This window comes from Mesorhizobium sp. M1A.F.Ca.IN.020.04.1.1, assembly GCF_003997315.1.
Taxonomy (GTDB): Bacteria; Pseudomonadota; Alphaproteobacteria; order Rhizobiales; family Rhizobiaceae; genus Mesorhizobium.
Genome location: NZ_RZSN01000159.1, coordinates 1 through 13,820 on the forward strand (window position 1 = coordinate 1; position 13,820 = coordinate 13,820).

Annotated in this window: 13 protein-coding genes and 2 pseudogenes; 10 read left to right on the forward strand and 5 right to left on the reverse strand. The window is 64.0% G+C overall.

Going from position 1 to position 13,820, the window contains the following annotated elements; genetic code table 11:
* Window positions 1-225: SDR family oxidoreductase (locus tag EOA49_RS24975; protein ID WP_127243412.1), on the forward strand; the 225-nt coding region annotated here is incomplete at its 5' end.
* Here EOA49_RS24975 and EOA49_RS33650 read toward each other — a convergent pair.
* The 3 genes from EOA49_RS33650 to EOA49_RS24990 are packed head-to-tail and all read right to left on the reverse strand — an operon-like array spanning window position 219 to window position 2,423.
* A complete protein-coding gene (locus tag EOA49_RS33650; RefSeq protein WP_245460789.1) occupies window positions 219-476 on the reverse strand; it encodes a hypothetical protein in 258 nt (85 codons plus the stop codon). The two genes, EOA49_RS24975 and EOA49_RS33650, sit on opposite strands and share 7 nt — an antisense overlap.
* Window positions 476-1,252 (reverse strand): alpha/beta hydrolase-fold protein, encoded by a 777-nt coding sequence (locus EOA49_RS24985; RefSeq protein ID WP_095823306.1) that lies wholly within the window; start codon window positions 1,250-1,252, stop codon window positions 476-478. The genes EOA49_RS33650 and EOA49_RS24985 overlap by 1 nt, the downstream gene beginning before the upstream one ends.
* Before the next feature lie 4 nt (window positions 1,253-1,256).
* On the reverse strand, window positions 1,257-2,423 hold the full coding sequence (locus EOA49_RS24990) for an ATP-grasp domain-containing protein (RefSeq protein WP_127241099.1): 1,167 nt from the start codon (window positions 2,421-2,423) through the stop codon (window positions 1,257-1,259).
* A gap of 528 nt (window positions 2,424-2,951) precedes the next feature.
* Here EOA49_RS24990 and leuA point away from each other — a divergent pair.
* From leuA to EOA49_RS25015, 4 genes are all read left to right on the forward strand, one after another.
* Window positions 2,952-4,628, forward strand: a complete 1,677-nt coding sequence (leuA, locus tag EOA49_RS25000; protein ID WP_164746830.1) for a 2-isopropylmalate synthase — start codon at window positions 2,952-2,954, stop codon at window positions 4,626-4,628.
* Between the two features lie 197 nt (window positions 4,629-4,825).
* Window positions 4,826-6,610, forward strand: a complete 1,785-nt coding sequence (locus EOA49_RS25005) for a tetratricopeptide repeat protein (protein WP_127241101.1) — start codon at window positions 4,826-4,828, stop codon at window positions 6,608-6,610.
* 233 nt (window positions 6,611-6,843) lie between these two features.
* Complete coding sequence (locus tag EOA49_RS25010; RefSeq protein ID WP_127241102.1) at window positions 6,844-7,644, forward strand: alpha/beta fold hydrolase; 801 nt, start codon at window positions 6,844-6,846, stop codon at window positions 7,642-7,644.
* A 68-nt stretch (window positions 7,645-7,712) separates the two neighbouring features.
* On the forward strand, window positions 7,713-8,330 hold the full coding sequence (locus EOA49_RS25015; RefSeq protein ID WP_095801707.1) for a hypothetical protein: 618 nt from the start codon (window positions 7,713-7,715) through the stop codon (window positions 8,328-8,330).
* Here EOA49_RS25015 and EOA49_RS25020 read toward each other — a convergent pair.
* A complete protein-coding gene (locus tag EOA49_RS25020) occupies window positions 8,320-9,258 on the reverse strand; it encodes a metallophosphoesterase (protein WP_066994187.1) in 939 nt (312 codons plus the stop codon). The genes EOA49_RS25015 and EOA49_RS25020 overlap by 11 nt on opposite strands.
* Window positions 9,259-9,326: 68 nt before the next feature.
* Between EOA49_RS25020 and EOA49_RS25025 the strand changes: the two genes are divergently transcribed.
* Window positions 9,327-9,827, forward strand: a complete 501-nt coding sequence (locus EOA49_RS25025) for an NUDIX domain-containing protein (protein ID WP_095823312.1) — start codon at window positions 9,327-9,329, stop codon at window positions 9,825-9,827.
* A 1-nt stretch (window position 9,828) separates the two neighbouring features.
* Here the strand turns inward: EOA49_RS25025 and EOA49_RS25030 are convergent, their stop codons facing one another.
* Complete coding sequence (locus EOA49_RS25030; RefSeq protein ID WP_095823313.1) at window positions 9,829-10,815, reverse strand: glutathione S-transferase family protein; 987 nt, start codon at window positions 10,813-10,815, stop codon at window positions 9,829-9,831.
* 273 nt (window positions 10,816-11,088) lie between these two features.
* Between EOA49_RS25030 and EOA49_RS25035 the strand changes: the two genes are divergently transcribed.
* From EOA49_RS25035 to EOA49_RS33655, 4 genes and pseudogenes are all read left to right on the forward strand, one after another.
* On the forward strand, window positions 11,089-11,694 hold the full coding sequence (locus EOA49_RS25035) for an N-acetyltransferase (protein ID WP_127241103.1): 606 nt from the start codon (window positions 11,089-11,091) through the stop codon (window positions 11,692-11,694).
* Between the two features lie 30 nt (window positions 11,695-11,724).
* A pseudogene (locus EOA49_RS25040) lies at window positions 11,725-12,485 on the forward strand (3-hydroxyacyl-CoA dehydrogenase).
* A 7-nt stretch (window positions 12,486-12,492) separates the two neighbouring features.
* Complete coding sequence (locus tag EOA49_RS25045; protein ID WP_095823315.1) at window positions 12,493-13,668, forward strand: CaiB/BaiF CoA-transferase family protein; 1,176 nt, start codon at window positions 12,493-12,495, stop codon at window positions 13,666-13,668.
* Between the two features lie 36 nt (window positions 13,669-13,704).
* Window positions 13,705-13,820, forward strand: a pseudogene (locus EOA49_RS33655) (HugZ family protein); the annotation flags it as partial.

Genomic DNA, 13,820 nt, shown 5'->3' on the forward strand with positions numbered 1-13,820 from the left:
GGTCTCGACATCGCCGTCAACGCGTTGACCCCCTCGCCCGCCCGCACCCGTATCCTCGAACAGCTCACCGAGGCCCAGGTGACCTATATGCTCAGCAAGGTGCCTCGCGGTCGATTCGTCGAGGTGGAGGAGGCTGCGGCCATGGTCGCCTTCATGCTGTCGGACGAGAATTCCTTCACCACTGGCGCCACCTTCGATCTGTCCGGCGGGCGCGCGACCTACTGAGCGAGGATCGCGACAGCGCGCCCACGCCGCCATTCCACATGACCCGAGGTGGCGGCCAACCCCGCGACGCGCATCAAAAGGGATTGTACGCCGATACTGTCGGATTGGTTCCAGCGCGCGATCTGCTCGCGTCCGCGGAAGGAACGGCCCCAATAGGTGAGCAAGGCATCGGCGGTGAGGGGTCGAGAAAGGCCCCGGGTCGCCGGCATTGGTGGCTTCGACAAGCGGCGGATCGGGTCGGGCGCGGTCATCAGTCGATCCTGTGCATCAGGTCGTCATCGAGCCAGCGGCCAAAGAAATAGACGAGTTGCTTGTGCCACCACGGCCAGTCGTGGCTGACGTCGCCGCCCCAATAGTCGACCCAGGCCGCAATGGATTTCTCGCGCAGCACCTGCTCCAGTTCGCGCGTTTCGACGAGCATTCGTTCTTCCCAGGCGCCCTGCCCGCAGCAGAAGATCAGCCTCAGCGCCCTCAGCCGCCCGAGCAGCTTCTGGTCGACGATGCCCGGCAGATAGTCGAGCGGCGAATTGTAGAAGATGCTGCCCTCCAGCGTCCGACCGAAAAAGTCGCGGGTCGAATAGACGCCGGATAGCGAGATCACGCCGCTCGCTAGCTCCGGAAAGCGGAACACGAAATTCGACGAGTGGTAGCCGCCCATCGAGCAGCCGCAGAACAGCGGCTTGAGGGCGCGTCCGCCATTGGCCTTGGCGGCAACCGCCTGCAGCTCCGGCAGCGCCTCCTCGCGCACATAGCGGAAATAGGCTTCGTGGCGGGCGATGCGACTGACGGGATCGCCATGCTTGTCGAAGAAGGATTCCGAATCGATGCCGTCGAGCGTGAACAGCTGGATGCGGCCGGTGTCGACGAATTCGGCGAGTGCTGCGACGCCTCCCGAATCCTCGAACTGGTAAAAACGCCCCTGCGAGGTGGGAAACACCACCACCGGCCGCCCGGCATGGCCGTAGCGCTTGTATTCCATGTCGCGGCCGAGATTGCGGGCATGGGCCTTGTGATAGGAGACGTCCATCGGCTCACGCCTTTTCCGCGTGGATATAGTCGACCGCCTGACACAGCGCCTTCTGGTCCTTCGAGCGCATCTGGTAGGCGTAGTTCCCCATGGCGCGGCTGAAAACCTCTTCGATGGCCTGATGGTGGACGATCTTGTCGCCGTGGGCGGCTAGCACGTCCTCATGGCTGTGCAAATAGTCGAGGTGTCGCTTGCGGCTGGCATAGGCCGTGAAATACTTGCCCTTGTAGGGCCCGCCGGCCGCGTCCTTCACCACCATGTTGGCCCATTCGGCATAGACGTCGATGTCGAAAGTGTAGTTGATCGCATCCGTCATCCAGGCGCCTGGCGGCCGCATGTTGACCTCCAGCGCAATGATGCGCTTGTCCCTGGTCTCGAACAGTTCGATGTGGAAGAAGCGCTCGCGTACGTCGAACGCCTTCAGGATCTTGCGGCCTGCCTCCTCGACCGCGGGCGTAATCTCGGGGAAGCAGGTGTAGCTCATATGGCGGTCGCGGTTGACCACCTCCATGACGCTCTGGTCGTAGCGGTGGCTCGCCGCCAGCACCACCTCGCCGTCGCGGTTGACCAGCCCGTCGAAGGTCACCACCAGCCCCTCGATGAACTGCTCCATGACGAAGGCCACGCCTTCGGGCTTGTCCTTGAAGAACTGATCGAGCTCCTTCGCGTTGGAGATCTTGAACGTGTTCGAGGCGCCGGAGCCCGAATCCGGTTTCACCACCACCGGATAGCCGACCCGGCGGATGAAGGTCATGGCGCCGGCCCGATCGGAGCATTTGCGTTGCGGGATTGTCTCGACGCCGCTCTTGCGGAAGAAGGCCCGCATGCGGCTCTTGCGCTTCAAATTCTTCACGAAGTCGAGCTTGGTGCCGAAGATGTTGAAGTCGGTGCGGATATTGGCCTCGAGCTCCAGCCAGTGCTCGTTCAACGACTCGAAGCGGTCGATGCGGCCCCATTTGTGGATGAAATGGCCCATCGCCCGGAATACGGCATCGTAGTTCTCCATGTCCGCGACCCGATAATATTCCGAAAGCGCCGCCTTGAGCTTGCTGCTCAGCGTCTCATAGGGCGCGTCGCCGATGCCGAGTACGGTAGCGCCGGCCTTCTTCAGCCGTTCGCAGAAATCGGCGCCGTTGCCCGGAAAATGCGGCGAGAAGAACACGAAATTCATGCACGACCTCCCCCTCGGATCAGGTCCTCCGGAGGCGAGTGTGGCGCATTTGGCTGATGCGGGGAAGAGCCGCGCCAAGGCATGTCGACCAAAACTGTGCAGCGGTTTTGGGAAGACGATATGCATGAAACCAAAGACTCAAAGCCGGGCCGGCACTTGCCTCCGGATGGCCGCTCCTGTAAGAGAGCCGGCATGACCACGCGCACCCGCTCCGTCGCTTCTTCTCGCCCCGGCTTTGCCGGCGAGACCGTGCGCGCGCTTGCTTCGACCCTGCTCCTTCTCGGCCTTATCGGCGATCGCCGGGTTCGCTGAAGGAGCGCCCGGCGGTCGAAAACCGCCGCTTTGGGCGCCTGCTCCTTGGCTAGATTGGCAAGTCACATCAAGCGAACGAAATTCTTTGGTAAAGGCGCCGCTCGGCACCGATCCGCCTGAAGGCGGTCCCACGAGCCGCCGGGAGAAACGACGATGAATAGAAGAGAAGCAATCCGCGCCGGCGAGGCCGAAACGGGCGCGCAAGCGCCCGGCCACATGGCCGATGCCGCCCGCAAATATCAGCCCTACCCGACCGTCAACCTCGCCGATCGCACCTGGCCGTCCAAGGTGATCGACAAGGCGCCGATCTGGTGCTCGGTCGACCTGCGCGACGGCAACCAGGCGCTGATCGACCCGATGGGCCATGAGCGCAAGGCGCGCATGTTCGCGCTGCTGCTCGACATGGGCTTCAAGGAGATCGAGATCGGCTTCCCGTCGGCCTCGCAGACCGACTTCGACTTCGCCCGCTGGTGCGTCGAGGAGGGCGGCGTGCCCAAGGACGTGTCGCTGCAGGTTCTGGTGCAGTGCCGGCCCGAGCTGATCACGCGGACCTTCGAGGCGCTCGAGGGCGCCCACCGCCCGATCGTGCATTTCTACAACTCGACCAGCGAGCTGCAGCGCCGCGTCGTCTTCGAAAAGGACGTCGCCGGCATCAAGCGCATCGCCACGGATGCCGCCAAGATGATCACCGACATGGCCGCCAAGGCCGGCGGCGGCTTCCGTTTCGAATATTCGCCGGAGAGCTTCACCGGTACCGAGCTCGAGGTCGCGCTGGAGATCTGCAACGCCGTCACCGAGATCGTGAAGCCGACGGCCGACAACAAGCTGATCGTCAACCTGCCATCGACGGTCGAGATGTCGACGCCCAACGTCTATGCCGACCGCATCGAGTGGATGTGCCGCAATCTCGACGACCGCGACAAGCTGATCATCTCGCTGCATCCGCACAACGACCGCGGCACCGGCATCGCCACCACCGAGCTCGGCCTGATGGCCGGCGCCGACCGCGTCGAGGGCACGCTGTTCGGCAATGGCGAGCGGACCGGCAATGTCGACATCGTGACGCTGGCGCTCAACATGTACACGCAAGGCGTCGATCCCGAGCTGGACTGCTCCGACATCAACCGGATGAAGGACGTCTATGAATATTCGAACCAGCTGAAGATCCCGGAACGCCACCCCTATGTCGGCGAGCTCGTCTACACCGCTTTCTCCGGCTCGCACCAGGATGCCATCAACAAGGGCATGAAGGCGCTGCGCAAAGCCAACACGCCGGTTTGGGAAGTGCCCTACCTGCCGATCGACCCCGCTGATGTCGGCCGCACCTATGAGGCGATCATCCGCATCAACTCGCAGTCGGGCAAGGGCGGCATCGCCTACGTGCTGCAGGCCGACTACGGCCTCAATCTGCCGCGCAACCTGCAGATCGAGTTCAGCCAGGACATCCAGGCGATCACCGACGCCGAAGGCAAGGAAGTGCTGGCCAAGCGCATCCACGAGCGCTTCCTTGAAGCCTATGTCGACCAGCCCGGCGCAAGGCTGAAATTCCTCGACCATCGCACCTATCCGGACACTGCGGTAAAGGGCCGTCGCGTGGTCGAGGCGGAGATCCTCGACAACGGCAAGGAAGTCACCATCACCGGCACCGGTACCGGCCCGATCGACGGCTTCGTCGATGCGCTTTCGCGCCATATCGGCGTCGACATGTCGGTGCTCGACTATTCCGAACATTCCTTGCAGCGCGGGTCGAACGCGTCGGCCATTTCCTATGTCGAGATGGAATATCCGGGCGGCAAGCTCTTCGGCGCAGGCATAAACACCAACATCGTCGCCGCCTCGCTGGAGGCCGTGGTCTCGGCCGCCAACCGCATCCTGGGCCGCAAGGCCGCCTGATTGTTCGATTGATAAAGCGTGGCGCGTTCATCGGACGTGCCACGCTTCATGGCAGGCGCGAGCCGCGTTCAAATTCGTTAACCGGCCGGTAAATTTCCCGTGGCTTACGCGATCACATAACAGAAGGTTCCTTGTGCGCTGGAGCGCGCGCTATATTATCGCGCCCTAACCTGTGCCGACTCTGAAAGGTCCGACACTTGGAGCCTGCCACGCCTGCCGCCCCCGCAGTGCGCGAGACATTGGAGCGACTGCTTGCCAGCGAAACGTTCGGACGATCCGAGCGGGCCCGCAGGCTGTTACGCTATCTGGTCGAACGCGAGCAGGCAGGCGAAGCCGACCGGCTGAAGGGTGTGTCCATTGCCATGGATGTCTTCGGCAAGGACGGCGATTTCGACGGATCGACCGACGCGGTCGTCAGGGTCCAGGCGGGGCGGCTGCGCGAGCTTTTGGATCAATATTTTGCCAGCGAAGGCATTGGCGAGCCGGTACGCATCGCCATTCCGCGCGGCGGCTATGTGCCTTCTTACGAGTTGAACGCCATACGGCTCCCAGCCGACGCCAAACCCGCGGATGCCCCGATCGCCCGGCCTTCCAAGCATTTCGAGAAGCCCGAGGCCGCCGCCGCACCGGTCGACGCCGTGCCGCTGACGACGACCCCGGCACCGACCCAATCCGCGTCATCGCTGACGCGCCAGTTGCGGTTCTTCTGGGCCGCCATGGTGCTGGTCATCGCCATGCTGGGTATCCTTGTCGTCCGCCAGGGTAACGCCTTTCTTCGTGGTGACGACGCGGTCGCGCCGGTTGAAGTCGAAACGGCAGGCGCGACCAGCAGCGTCGCTTCCCAAACGTTCGAAGGCCTGCCTTTGATCTACTTGGCCATCAAAGCCGACGGACCCGAGGCGGCCCGTGTTGCTTCCTCGCTGCGCGCCGGTCTGGCCGGCTTCGATACGATAGACTTCATCGGACGCGACGCCGACGCTACGCGCAATCGTTCCGCCGATCCGATCAGCTTCGTTTTCGATCTTATTCCCGGGACTAACGCCGGCGACGTCATGATCGAGCTGCAGAGCGTCGCGACGGGACGGGTTCTCCTGTCACGCAACCTGACACCGGCCGAAAGCGCGCCTGGTGCGGTCGAGAGCAACATCGCCAATCTCCTGAGCTCTACCGTCCCCGCTTCGGGCGCGATCTACAGCTATATCGACCAGAGCGATATCCGGACCAGCCAGATAGGATGTCTGGTGCTCGACGACCTCTACTATCTCGACCAGAGCGCCAAGGCGCACGAAGCTGCGTATCGCTGTCTGGAGAAGCTGGTCAGAGAAAGCACCAAATCATCGCTCATCTACTCGGAACTGGCTTCCCTGCATCTGGAAGCCGTCAACAACCGCTACGCCTATCCGCCCGGCGCAACGGTCGAGGAGGCCATGTCGTTTGCCCACCGCGCCATTCAGATGGCACCGATGAGCCCGCACGCGCATCGCGCCTACGGCTACCTCAACTCGCGCCTCGGCAACACCGACGAAGCGATCCGCTGGATGCGCAAGGCTTATGAGCTCAACCCCTACGATCTCGGCATGGCCGCCGCTTATGGCTACGGCCTGATCTTCGCTGGCAGATACCAGGAAGGGACGCCGATCCTGGGCCATGCCGTCGAGGCCTTCAGCGGTCATCCGACCTGGTGGGACTATGGCCTGTTTGTCGGAGCCTTCATGCAAGGCGACACCCAGAGGGCAGCGATTGCCAGCGAGTCGCTGCGGACCACCGCGTCCAAATCGCATTACCTGGCGGCGCGCCTGATCGGCGCCAAGATCTCAGGCCGCGACAAGCTCGCAAACGAATTGGCGAACGAGCTCACGGCCGAATTCCCGAAATTCGCCGCCAATCCGCGCGCCACTTTTGTTGACAGGAAGTACCCCGCCGATCTCATCGACCGGCTGGTGCAATCCTTGCGCTCTGCGGGGATTGGCAATCCGAGCTGAGCGAACGTGGAGCATTCGCTGACGTGCGGACTGATTGGAATATTAAATTCGCACGCCGGATCTGCTCGGCACAGCGGGCGTCGACACTCAACGAGTCTTAGGCCTGCTTACGCGTTCGATTGGGGCGCGCACGGCGAATTCGCGAAGATTTTACTGGCTATCGACCTGCTCAGGGAGCAATTCAGCCACAATCTTGAATTGCCCCTCATACTGCTTCACAGCCAACAATCTCGATGTTTAACTCTCTTCACGTCGCCGAAAGCGGTGCTGGCTCGAAGACGATCGTCTTCCTGCACGGCTTCGGCGCTTGCCATTCGATCTGGCGCGACGTGATTGCGGGATTGACGCCCGATGTGAGGACACTGGCCTACGATCTGCCGGGCCACGGAAACTCCCTGCAGTGCCAGGCGGCAGGCGTCAAGCAGGCCGCCGGGGTCATCCTAGCCGATCTGGGCGCGCGCCGCCTGGGCAAAGTTCACGTCGTCGGCCATTCCATGGGCGGCGCGATCGCGACATTGATGGCATCTGCCGATCCCGAAAGGGTGGCCTCGCTGACCTTGCTGGCGCCCGGCGGCTTCGGCCCCGAGATCAACGGTCCGTTGCTGCGGCGCTATGCGGCCGCGGCCGATCGAGATGAGATCCGCGCCTGTCTTGCCGCCATGTCGGGGCCGCAAAGTTCTCCTCCTCAACACGTGGTGGAGGCGCTGTGCGGCATGCGCAAACGGCCGGGCCAGTTGCGGACCCTCGTCGGTGCTGCAGCCGTGATCACCAGGGAAGACCGGCAAGGTGTCATCCCGAGCGAACGGCTGGAAACCCTGAGCATGCCGGTGATGGTGCTTTGGGGAACGGACGATCCCGTCCTGCCCGTCGCCCAGGCCGAGGACTTGCCGCCGCATTTCCACCTGCACCACGTGCTGGAGGCGGGCCACATGCTGGTCGAGGAGGCGCCTGACCTGATTGCAGAGGCCGTGCGCCGCAACACGCGTCGCCGCGGCAGAATCCAGAGACCGGTGTTCAGCGCAGCCGCAAGCTGAGCCCATCTCGCAGTGCATTTTGCCGGCGACTGTGTTAACTCGCTGTTTACCAACAGCGAGGCAGCGCCATGAAGGATGCAGGCGACAAAATCACCCCGATCGAGCCATCGCGAAAGCTCGCGGACGCGATCCGCGACGTCAAGAACGCCTTCGCCGACCGCGATGATGTGGTGGTCGACATGCGCGAGGCGCACCGCATGCGGCTCGAGTTGCTGGCCGCGGAGCTCGCCCCCGTTTTCGCCGACGTGCCGGCGGATATCGACAATTTCGACTTCGCCGTCTCCTCCGGCCTGCAGCCGCGGCTGTGGGTCGATGCCGTCAGCCATGTCGCCATGGGGCGGGATCGCCGCACCTTCCGCTTCCTTAAGGACACACGCATCGGCCGCGTGGTGCTGGCCGAATCGACCGACATGAAGCCCGTCGCCGATGCCGTTACGCGATACGTGGCCGAGCGTGTCGTCGAGCGGCAGCGGATGATGGAAGGCGCGGTCGAGAGCGCGGTGACTGGCCTGCATCGAGCCGAGGTCCGGGAAGCCGAGCCGCCCTTGCAGGCTGCAACGCGCCGCAACGGCTGGACGACCTTCTTCGCCGGCCTCGGCTTGATCGCCGCCGGCGCCCTGGTCGGCCTGGCGGTATCGCTGGTGCTGTTCTGGGACCGCATCGCCCAGATGAAGATCAGCTTCTGACGACGGGCTCGCGCACCACCGGCATATCGGCACCGAGCTCGATCACCTGAATGTCCGACGGCGGCAGTGCCGGACCGGTCAGGCCGCGCCGTGTCAGGCGGATGGTCCAACCACCTTTTTTTCCGCCGATCTCAAACAGATTGTACTGAGCGGCGGGATGATCGCCGCCCGGCGCCTGGCCGGCGGCGGCCACGCCGACCACCGGCACCTTGACGCCGCGCGGACCGATGGTGAACAGCGAAGGCAAGTGCGAGTGGCCGTGCAGCACAAGCTCGGCGCCATACCGGCGAATGACTTTGTGGAAGCGCGCGATACCGAACAGCCGCTTATGCTGCGAGACCGCGCCACGCACCGGCGGATGATGGATCATGATGGCGCGAAACAGCCCCTGTCTGGCCGTCGCGTCGAGGATGTTGCCGAGCCGCTCCGCCTGGCCCTCCATGAAGAAGCCGTTGGCCATGAAGGGCGCCGTGGCCCGCGCCGTCGTGACGCCGATCAGAGCGACATCACCGCGAACCCGCAAATAGGGAAAGGAATTGCGGTCGATCGGGCTGTTGATGCCGTCGCCCGTCATCCACGGCGCCCATGACCGGCAAACCTTGTCGAAGGCGCCCGGCACATAGGCATCGTGATTGCCCGGCACCACGGATACGTCATTCGCAGAGCCCAGCGTCTCCAGCCAATGTTTCGCCATCTCGATCTCGCCATCGAGCGCCAGGTTGACGAGATCGCCGGTGACCGCGAGGTGGTCGGGGGCGTTGGCTTTGATATCGCCGACAATCGTGTCGATCACCGCATCGTGCATATGACGGCGGCGGTTGCGCTGCCAGTTGACGTAACCCAGCACGCGCTTGGACGCGAGATCGCGATAGGTTACATCGGGCAGCGGCCCCAGATGGACATCGGAAATATGTGCAAGCCTGAGCATAGCCCCTTCTTAAGCGACCCGGTCCGGGCTTTCTACTCAACGTTTCCTGTCCGCTCGCGGTTTCGTGGATGACTGGCGCCGATCCGGAACAGGCGTTCCGCCAGACCGGCTGGGCGGGACTGCGGGCAAGGCTGTTCCATCTCTATTTCCTGCTGCGGCGCCCGATGACGCTTGGCGTGCGCGGCTTGATCTACGACCGCGCATCCAACTCCATCTTCCTCATCCGCCACACCTATGTTCCGGGCTGGCAGTTGCCTGGCGGCGGCGTCGAGGTCGGCGAGACGCTTGTCGAGGCGCTGGCGCGCGAGCTCGCCGAGGAGGGCAACATCGCGTTGACGGCTCCGCCGGTGCTGAGATCGATGCACTTCAACCGTCGCGCCAGCACACGCGACCACGTCGGCCTCTATCTGGTCGAAGCCTTCAACCAGACGGCGCCGAAATCGGCGGACCATGAGATCGCCGAGGCGGCGTTCTTTCCGCTCGACCGTTTGCCGGCAGATGCGACGCCGGCGACGCGACGTCGGATTGCCGAAATTTTCGGCGGCGAGCAGGTCTCGGCCTACTGGTGACTCATGCCGCCTTCCTGAACCGGCCGCGATCATGTGGTGCGGCATAGTCGAGTTTAGGTCCCGCCGGGATTATCCCCGTCGGATTGATCGATTTGTGGCTGCCGTAGTAGTGCGACTTGATGTGATGCAGGCTGACCGTGCCTGACACGCCGGGCACCTGGTAGAGGTCGCGCAGATAGTTCGACAGGTTCGGATAGTCGGCGATCCGGCGCAGATTGCATTTGAAGTGGCCGACATAGACCGGATCGAAGCGCACCAGCGTGGTGAATAGACGCCAGTCAGCTTCGGTGATCCGCTCGCCGACAAGATAGCGCTGCTTTGACAGCCGCTCTTCCAACGTGTCGAGTGCTGCGAAGAGCTCGCCGAACGCTTCCTCATAGGCTTCCTGCGAGGTGGCGAAGCCGGCGCGATAGACGCCGTTGTTGATCGCCGGATAGACCAGCGCATTGATCCTGTCGATCTCGGAACGCAACGCCGGCGGATAGAAGTCCAGGCTCGCATCACCCCATTCGTCGAAGCCGGAATTGAGCATGCGGATGATTTCTGACGACTCGTTGCTGACGATGGTTTCCTGTCTTTTGTCCCACAGCACCGGTACGGACGCGCGGCCCGAATAGCCGCGATCGGCCTTGGCATAGATCTGGTGCAGGAAGTCGAGGCCGTAGAGCGTGTCACCGGTTGCGCCGTCCTCGGCTGTGAAGGTCCAGCCGTTCTCGCCCATGAAATGGTGCACCACGGAGACGGAGATGATGTCTTCCAACTTCTTCAAGACGCGGAAGATCAAGGTCCGGTGCGCCCAGGGGCAGGCGAGCGAGACGTAAAGGTGATAGCGCCCGGGCTCCCCCTTGAAACCGCGTTTGCGCCCTTGCGCCGGCGCACCGTCGCGCGTCACCCAGTCGCGCCATTGCGCTTCGGCACGCACGAACCTGCCGCTGCTGTCGGCAACGGTCGAGCGGTCCTGCCATTTGCCTTCAACTAGCAATCCCATGCGAAATCTCCCTGAGGTTCCAACGGACATCTAGGCGCTTACCCGGAATGTCGAAGCCCTCAGGCGCTGAACAGTTCGTCAAACGGCGAAAAGAAAGGTGAAAAGGGCCGATTGCAGCCGTGAACAATTGATGCTAGCGGAAGCGCCCATGTTTGACTTTGCCACGATCCGGTTCGACCGACGACGAAAGGACGCCCGCGCTTGATGAAGCGCTGACTGGCGAACGCTGCCGCTTGCAGCAAACCTTTCCTCGCATACCGGAACGCAAAGACCATGAGCCTTGCCGACGTGAAATATCTGCCGGAGACCCCGGCGCACGATCCTGAAATCGAAGCCATCAACGACGAGGCCTTCGGGCCGGGCCGTTTCGTGCTGGCCGCCTATAAGATCCGCGAGGCGGGCGGGCACGACCGCTCGATGTCCTTTGTCGCCGTCGAGGACGAGACGGTGATCGCCTCGGTGCGCATGACGCGCGTGGCGGCAGGCGCCGGACGCGCCATGATGCTTGGCCCGCTTGCCGTCCGGCCCGCCTTCAAGAATCTCGGCATAGGCCGCAGGCTGGTCGCGATCGCGCTCGAAGCCGCCGCGAAGGCCGGCGCGCCGGCCGTCATGCTGGTCGGTGACGAGCCCTACTACGGGCCGCTCGGCTTCAAGCGCTTCCCGCGTGGGCAGATCACCATGCCGCGTTCGGTCGATCTCGACCGGCTGCTCCATCACGAAATCAGGCCTGGCGCGGTGGCCCGGTTCGTCGGTGAGGTCTGTCATGCGGATACGGCGCGGGTTGCCGACCTGGCCCAGGTCGCGGTCCGCGCCTCGGCCATTCCGCAGTCCTCGATCGATCCGGTCATTCAGGTTGCGCCGCAGCAGCGCGCTTCGTAGCATGATCCGAAATTCTGGGAGGACGCCACCATGACCCCGAACGGCCAGATCGCGATCGTCACTGGCGGTGGCTCCGGCCTTGGCGAAGCGACGGCGCGCGCCCTTGCCACCAAGGGCGCTAAGATAGCGATACTCGATATCGGTATCGATCGCGCGGCCAAGGTTGCCGCCGATATCGGCGGCATCGCGGTTCAATGCGATGTCAGCAGCGCAGACAGTGGCAGCGCGGCGATCGCCGAAGTGGCGGCAAAGCTCGGCGAACCGCGCATCCTGGTCAATTGCGCCGGCATTGCCATTGGAGTGAAGACGGTCGGCAAGGATGGCCCGCACCCGCTGGATCAATACCGCAAGGTGATCGAGATCAACCTGATCGGCACCTTCAACATGATCCGCCTGGTCGCCGACCGGGCGGCGAAACTCGACCCGCTCGCCGGCGGCGAACGCGGCGTCATCGTCAACACGGCGTCGGTCGCCGCCTATGACGGCCAGATCGGCCAGGCTGCCTATTCGGCGTCCAAGGGCGGCGTCGTCGGCATGACATTGCCGGTGGCGCGCGACCTGGCGCGCTCGGGCATTCGCGTCTGCACCATCGCCCAGGGATCTTCAAGACCCCGATGATGGCCGGCATGCCGCAAGAGGTGCAGGATTCGCTCGGCGCTTCGGTGCCCTTCCCGCCTCGCCTCGGCGAGCCCTCGGAATATGCAGCACTCGCGCTCCACATCATCGAGAACCAGATGCTGAACGGCGAGACCATCCGCCTCGACGGCGCGATCCGCATGGCGCCCAAATAAAAGCGAAATGAGCACGCCGCCGACAGCCGCCGACAAGACAGGGCCGTTGGCTGGCCTCAGGCTGATCGAGATGGCGGGCCTCGGCCCGGTGCCGCTCGCCGCCTTGATGCTATCGGAGATGGGCGCAGACGTCCTGCGCATCGAGCGGGCGGACGCCAAAGAGCCGCTTCTATCCTTGCCCGAGGCCCACGACCTCGACCGCCACGGCCGCTCCATCCTCAGGCTCGACCTGAAGCGGCCGGACGGCGCGGAGCTTCTGCTGCGCCTTGCGGAAAAGGCCGACGTTCTCATCGAAGGTTTTCGCCCAGGCGTCATGGAGCGGCTGGGCCTCGGGCCTGATGTCGTGCTGGAAGGCAATCCTGCGCTGATCTACGGCCGCCTCACGGGTTTCGGCCAGGACGGGCCGCTATCGCGCCGCGCCGGTCATGACATCACCTACCTCGCCTATGCCGGCCTGCTGCATGCCGTCGGCCGGCAGGGAGCGCCGCCCGTGCCGCCGCTGAACCTAGTCGCCGACCAGGGCGGCGGCGCCATGATGCTGATCGCCGGCGTGCTGGCGGCCCTGTTCCAGCGCTCGCGCACCGGCAAAGGTCAGGTGATCGATGCCGCCATGGTCGAGGGTGCATCGATGCTCGCGGCTCCGATCCATGCCTTCATGGCGGCCGGCCTCTGGAGCGAGCGACGCGGTGAGAACCTGCTCGATTCCGGGGCCCCCTTCTACGACGTTTACGAGGCGGCGGACGGACGGCATGTCGCCATCGGCTGCCTCGAACCGCAATTCTTTGCCGAGTTCGCCCGATTGTTGCCGCTCGACCGGCGTTTTGTCGGCGGTCAATATGACAGGACATCGTGGCCCGACATGCGCGCTGCCATTGCCGCGAGAATCAGAGCGAAGACACGCGACGAGTGGGCCGAGGTGTTTGGACCGACCGACGCCTGCGTCGCTCCCGTCCTGTCGCTGACCGAAGCCAGGGATCATCCGCAGAGCCGCGCCCGGCAAAATTTTGCAAGATCGGGCGAGCTCGAACGTCCGACGCCGGCGCCGCGCTTCTCCAACGCCGCCTCGACCCTTGCCGCGGCGTCGACCGTCGCCGACCGCCGGCCTTCGGCTGTGCTGGCACGCTTCGGCATCGACGAGACTGAAATTGAAGCCCTTGTCAGGTCCGGCCTGTTTGGCCGATAGCCGGAGAGTAGAAATCAACTTATCGCGGTGAGCGCTGTGACCGAGACCAGGAAGGATGTCATCCGCGAGACCGACACCGAGGCCGTCAGGCTGGCGAAGACTCTGGTCCGCTCGGCCCGCTTCGGCGCGCTTGCGGCCATCGAGCCCGGCAC

What these genes read in the sequence shown, in the direction of transcription:
- EOA49_RS24990 (WP_127241099.1), bottom strand. Translation starts at nt 2,423, where the DNA reads ATGAATTTCGTGTTCTTCTCGCCGCATTTTCCGGGCAACGGCGCCGAT.
- EOA49_RS24985 (WP_095823306.1), bottom strand. Translation starts at nt 1,252, where the DNA reads ATGGACGTCTCCTATCACAAGGCCCATGCCCGCAATCTCGGCCGCGAC.
- EOA49_RS25035 (WP_127241103.1), top strand. Translation starts at nt 11,089, where the DNA reads ATGAGCCTTGCCGACGTGAAATATCTGCCGGAGACCCCGGCGCACGAT.
- EOA49_RS25010 (WP_127241102.1), top strand. Translation starts at nt 6,844, where the DNA reads ATGTTTAACTCTCTTCACGTCGCCGAAAGCGGTGCTGGCTCGAAGACG.
- EOA49_RS25025 (WP_095823312.1), top strand. Translation starts at nt 9,327, where the DNA reads ATGACTGGCGCCGATCCGGAACAGGCGTTCCGCCAGACCGGCTGGGCG.
- EOA49_RS25015 (WP_095801707.1), top strand. Translation starts at nt 7,713, where the DNA reads ATGAAGGATGCAGGCGACAAAATCACCCCGATCGAGCCATCGCGAAAG.
- EOA49_RS25030 (WP_095823313.1), bottom strand. Translation starts at nt 10,815, where the DNA reads ATGGGATTGCTAGTTGAAGGCAAATGGCAGGACCGCTCGACCGTTGCC.
- leuA (WP_164746830.1), top strand. Translation starts at nt 2,952, where the DNA reads ATGGCCGATGCCGCCCGCAAATATCAGCCCTACCCGACCGTCAACCTC.
- EOA49_RS25045 (WP_095823315.1), top strand. Translation starts at nt 12,493, where the DNA reads ATGAGCACGCCGCCGACAGCCGCCGACAAGACAGGGCCGTTGGCTGGC.
- EOA49_RS25020 (WP_066994187.1), bottom strand. Translation starts at nt 9,258, where the DNA reads ATGCTCAGGCTTGCACATATTTCCGATGTCCATCTGGGGCCGCTGCCC.
- EOA49_RS33650 (WP_245460789.1), bottom strand. Translation starts at nt 476, where the DNA reads ATGACCGCGCCCGACCCGATCCGCCGCTTGTCGAAGCCACCAATGCCG.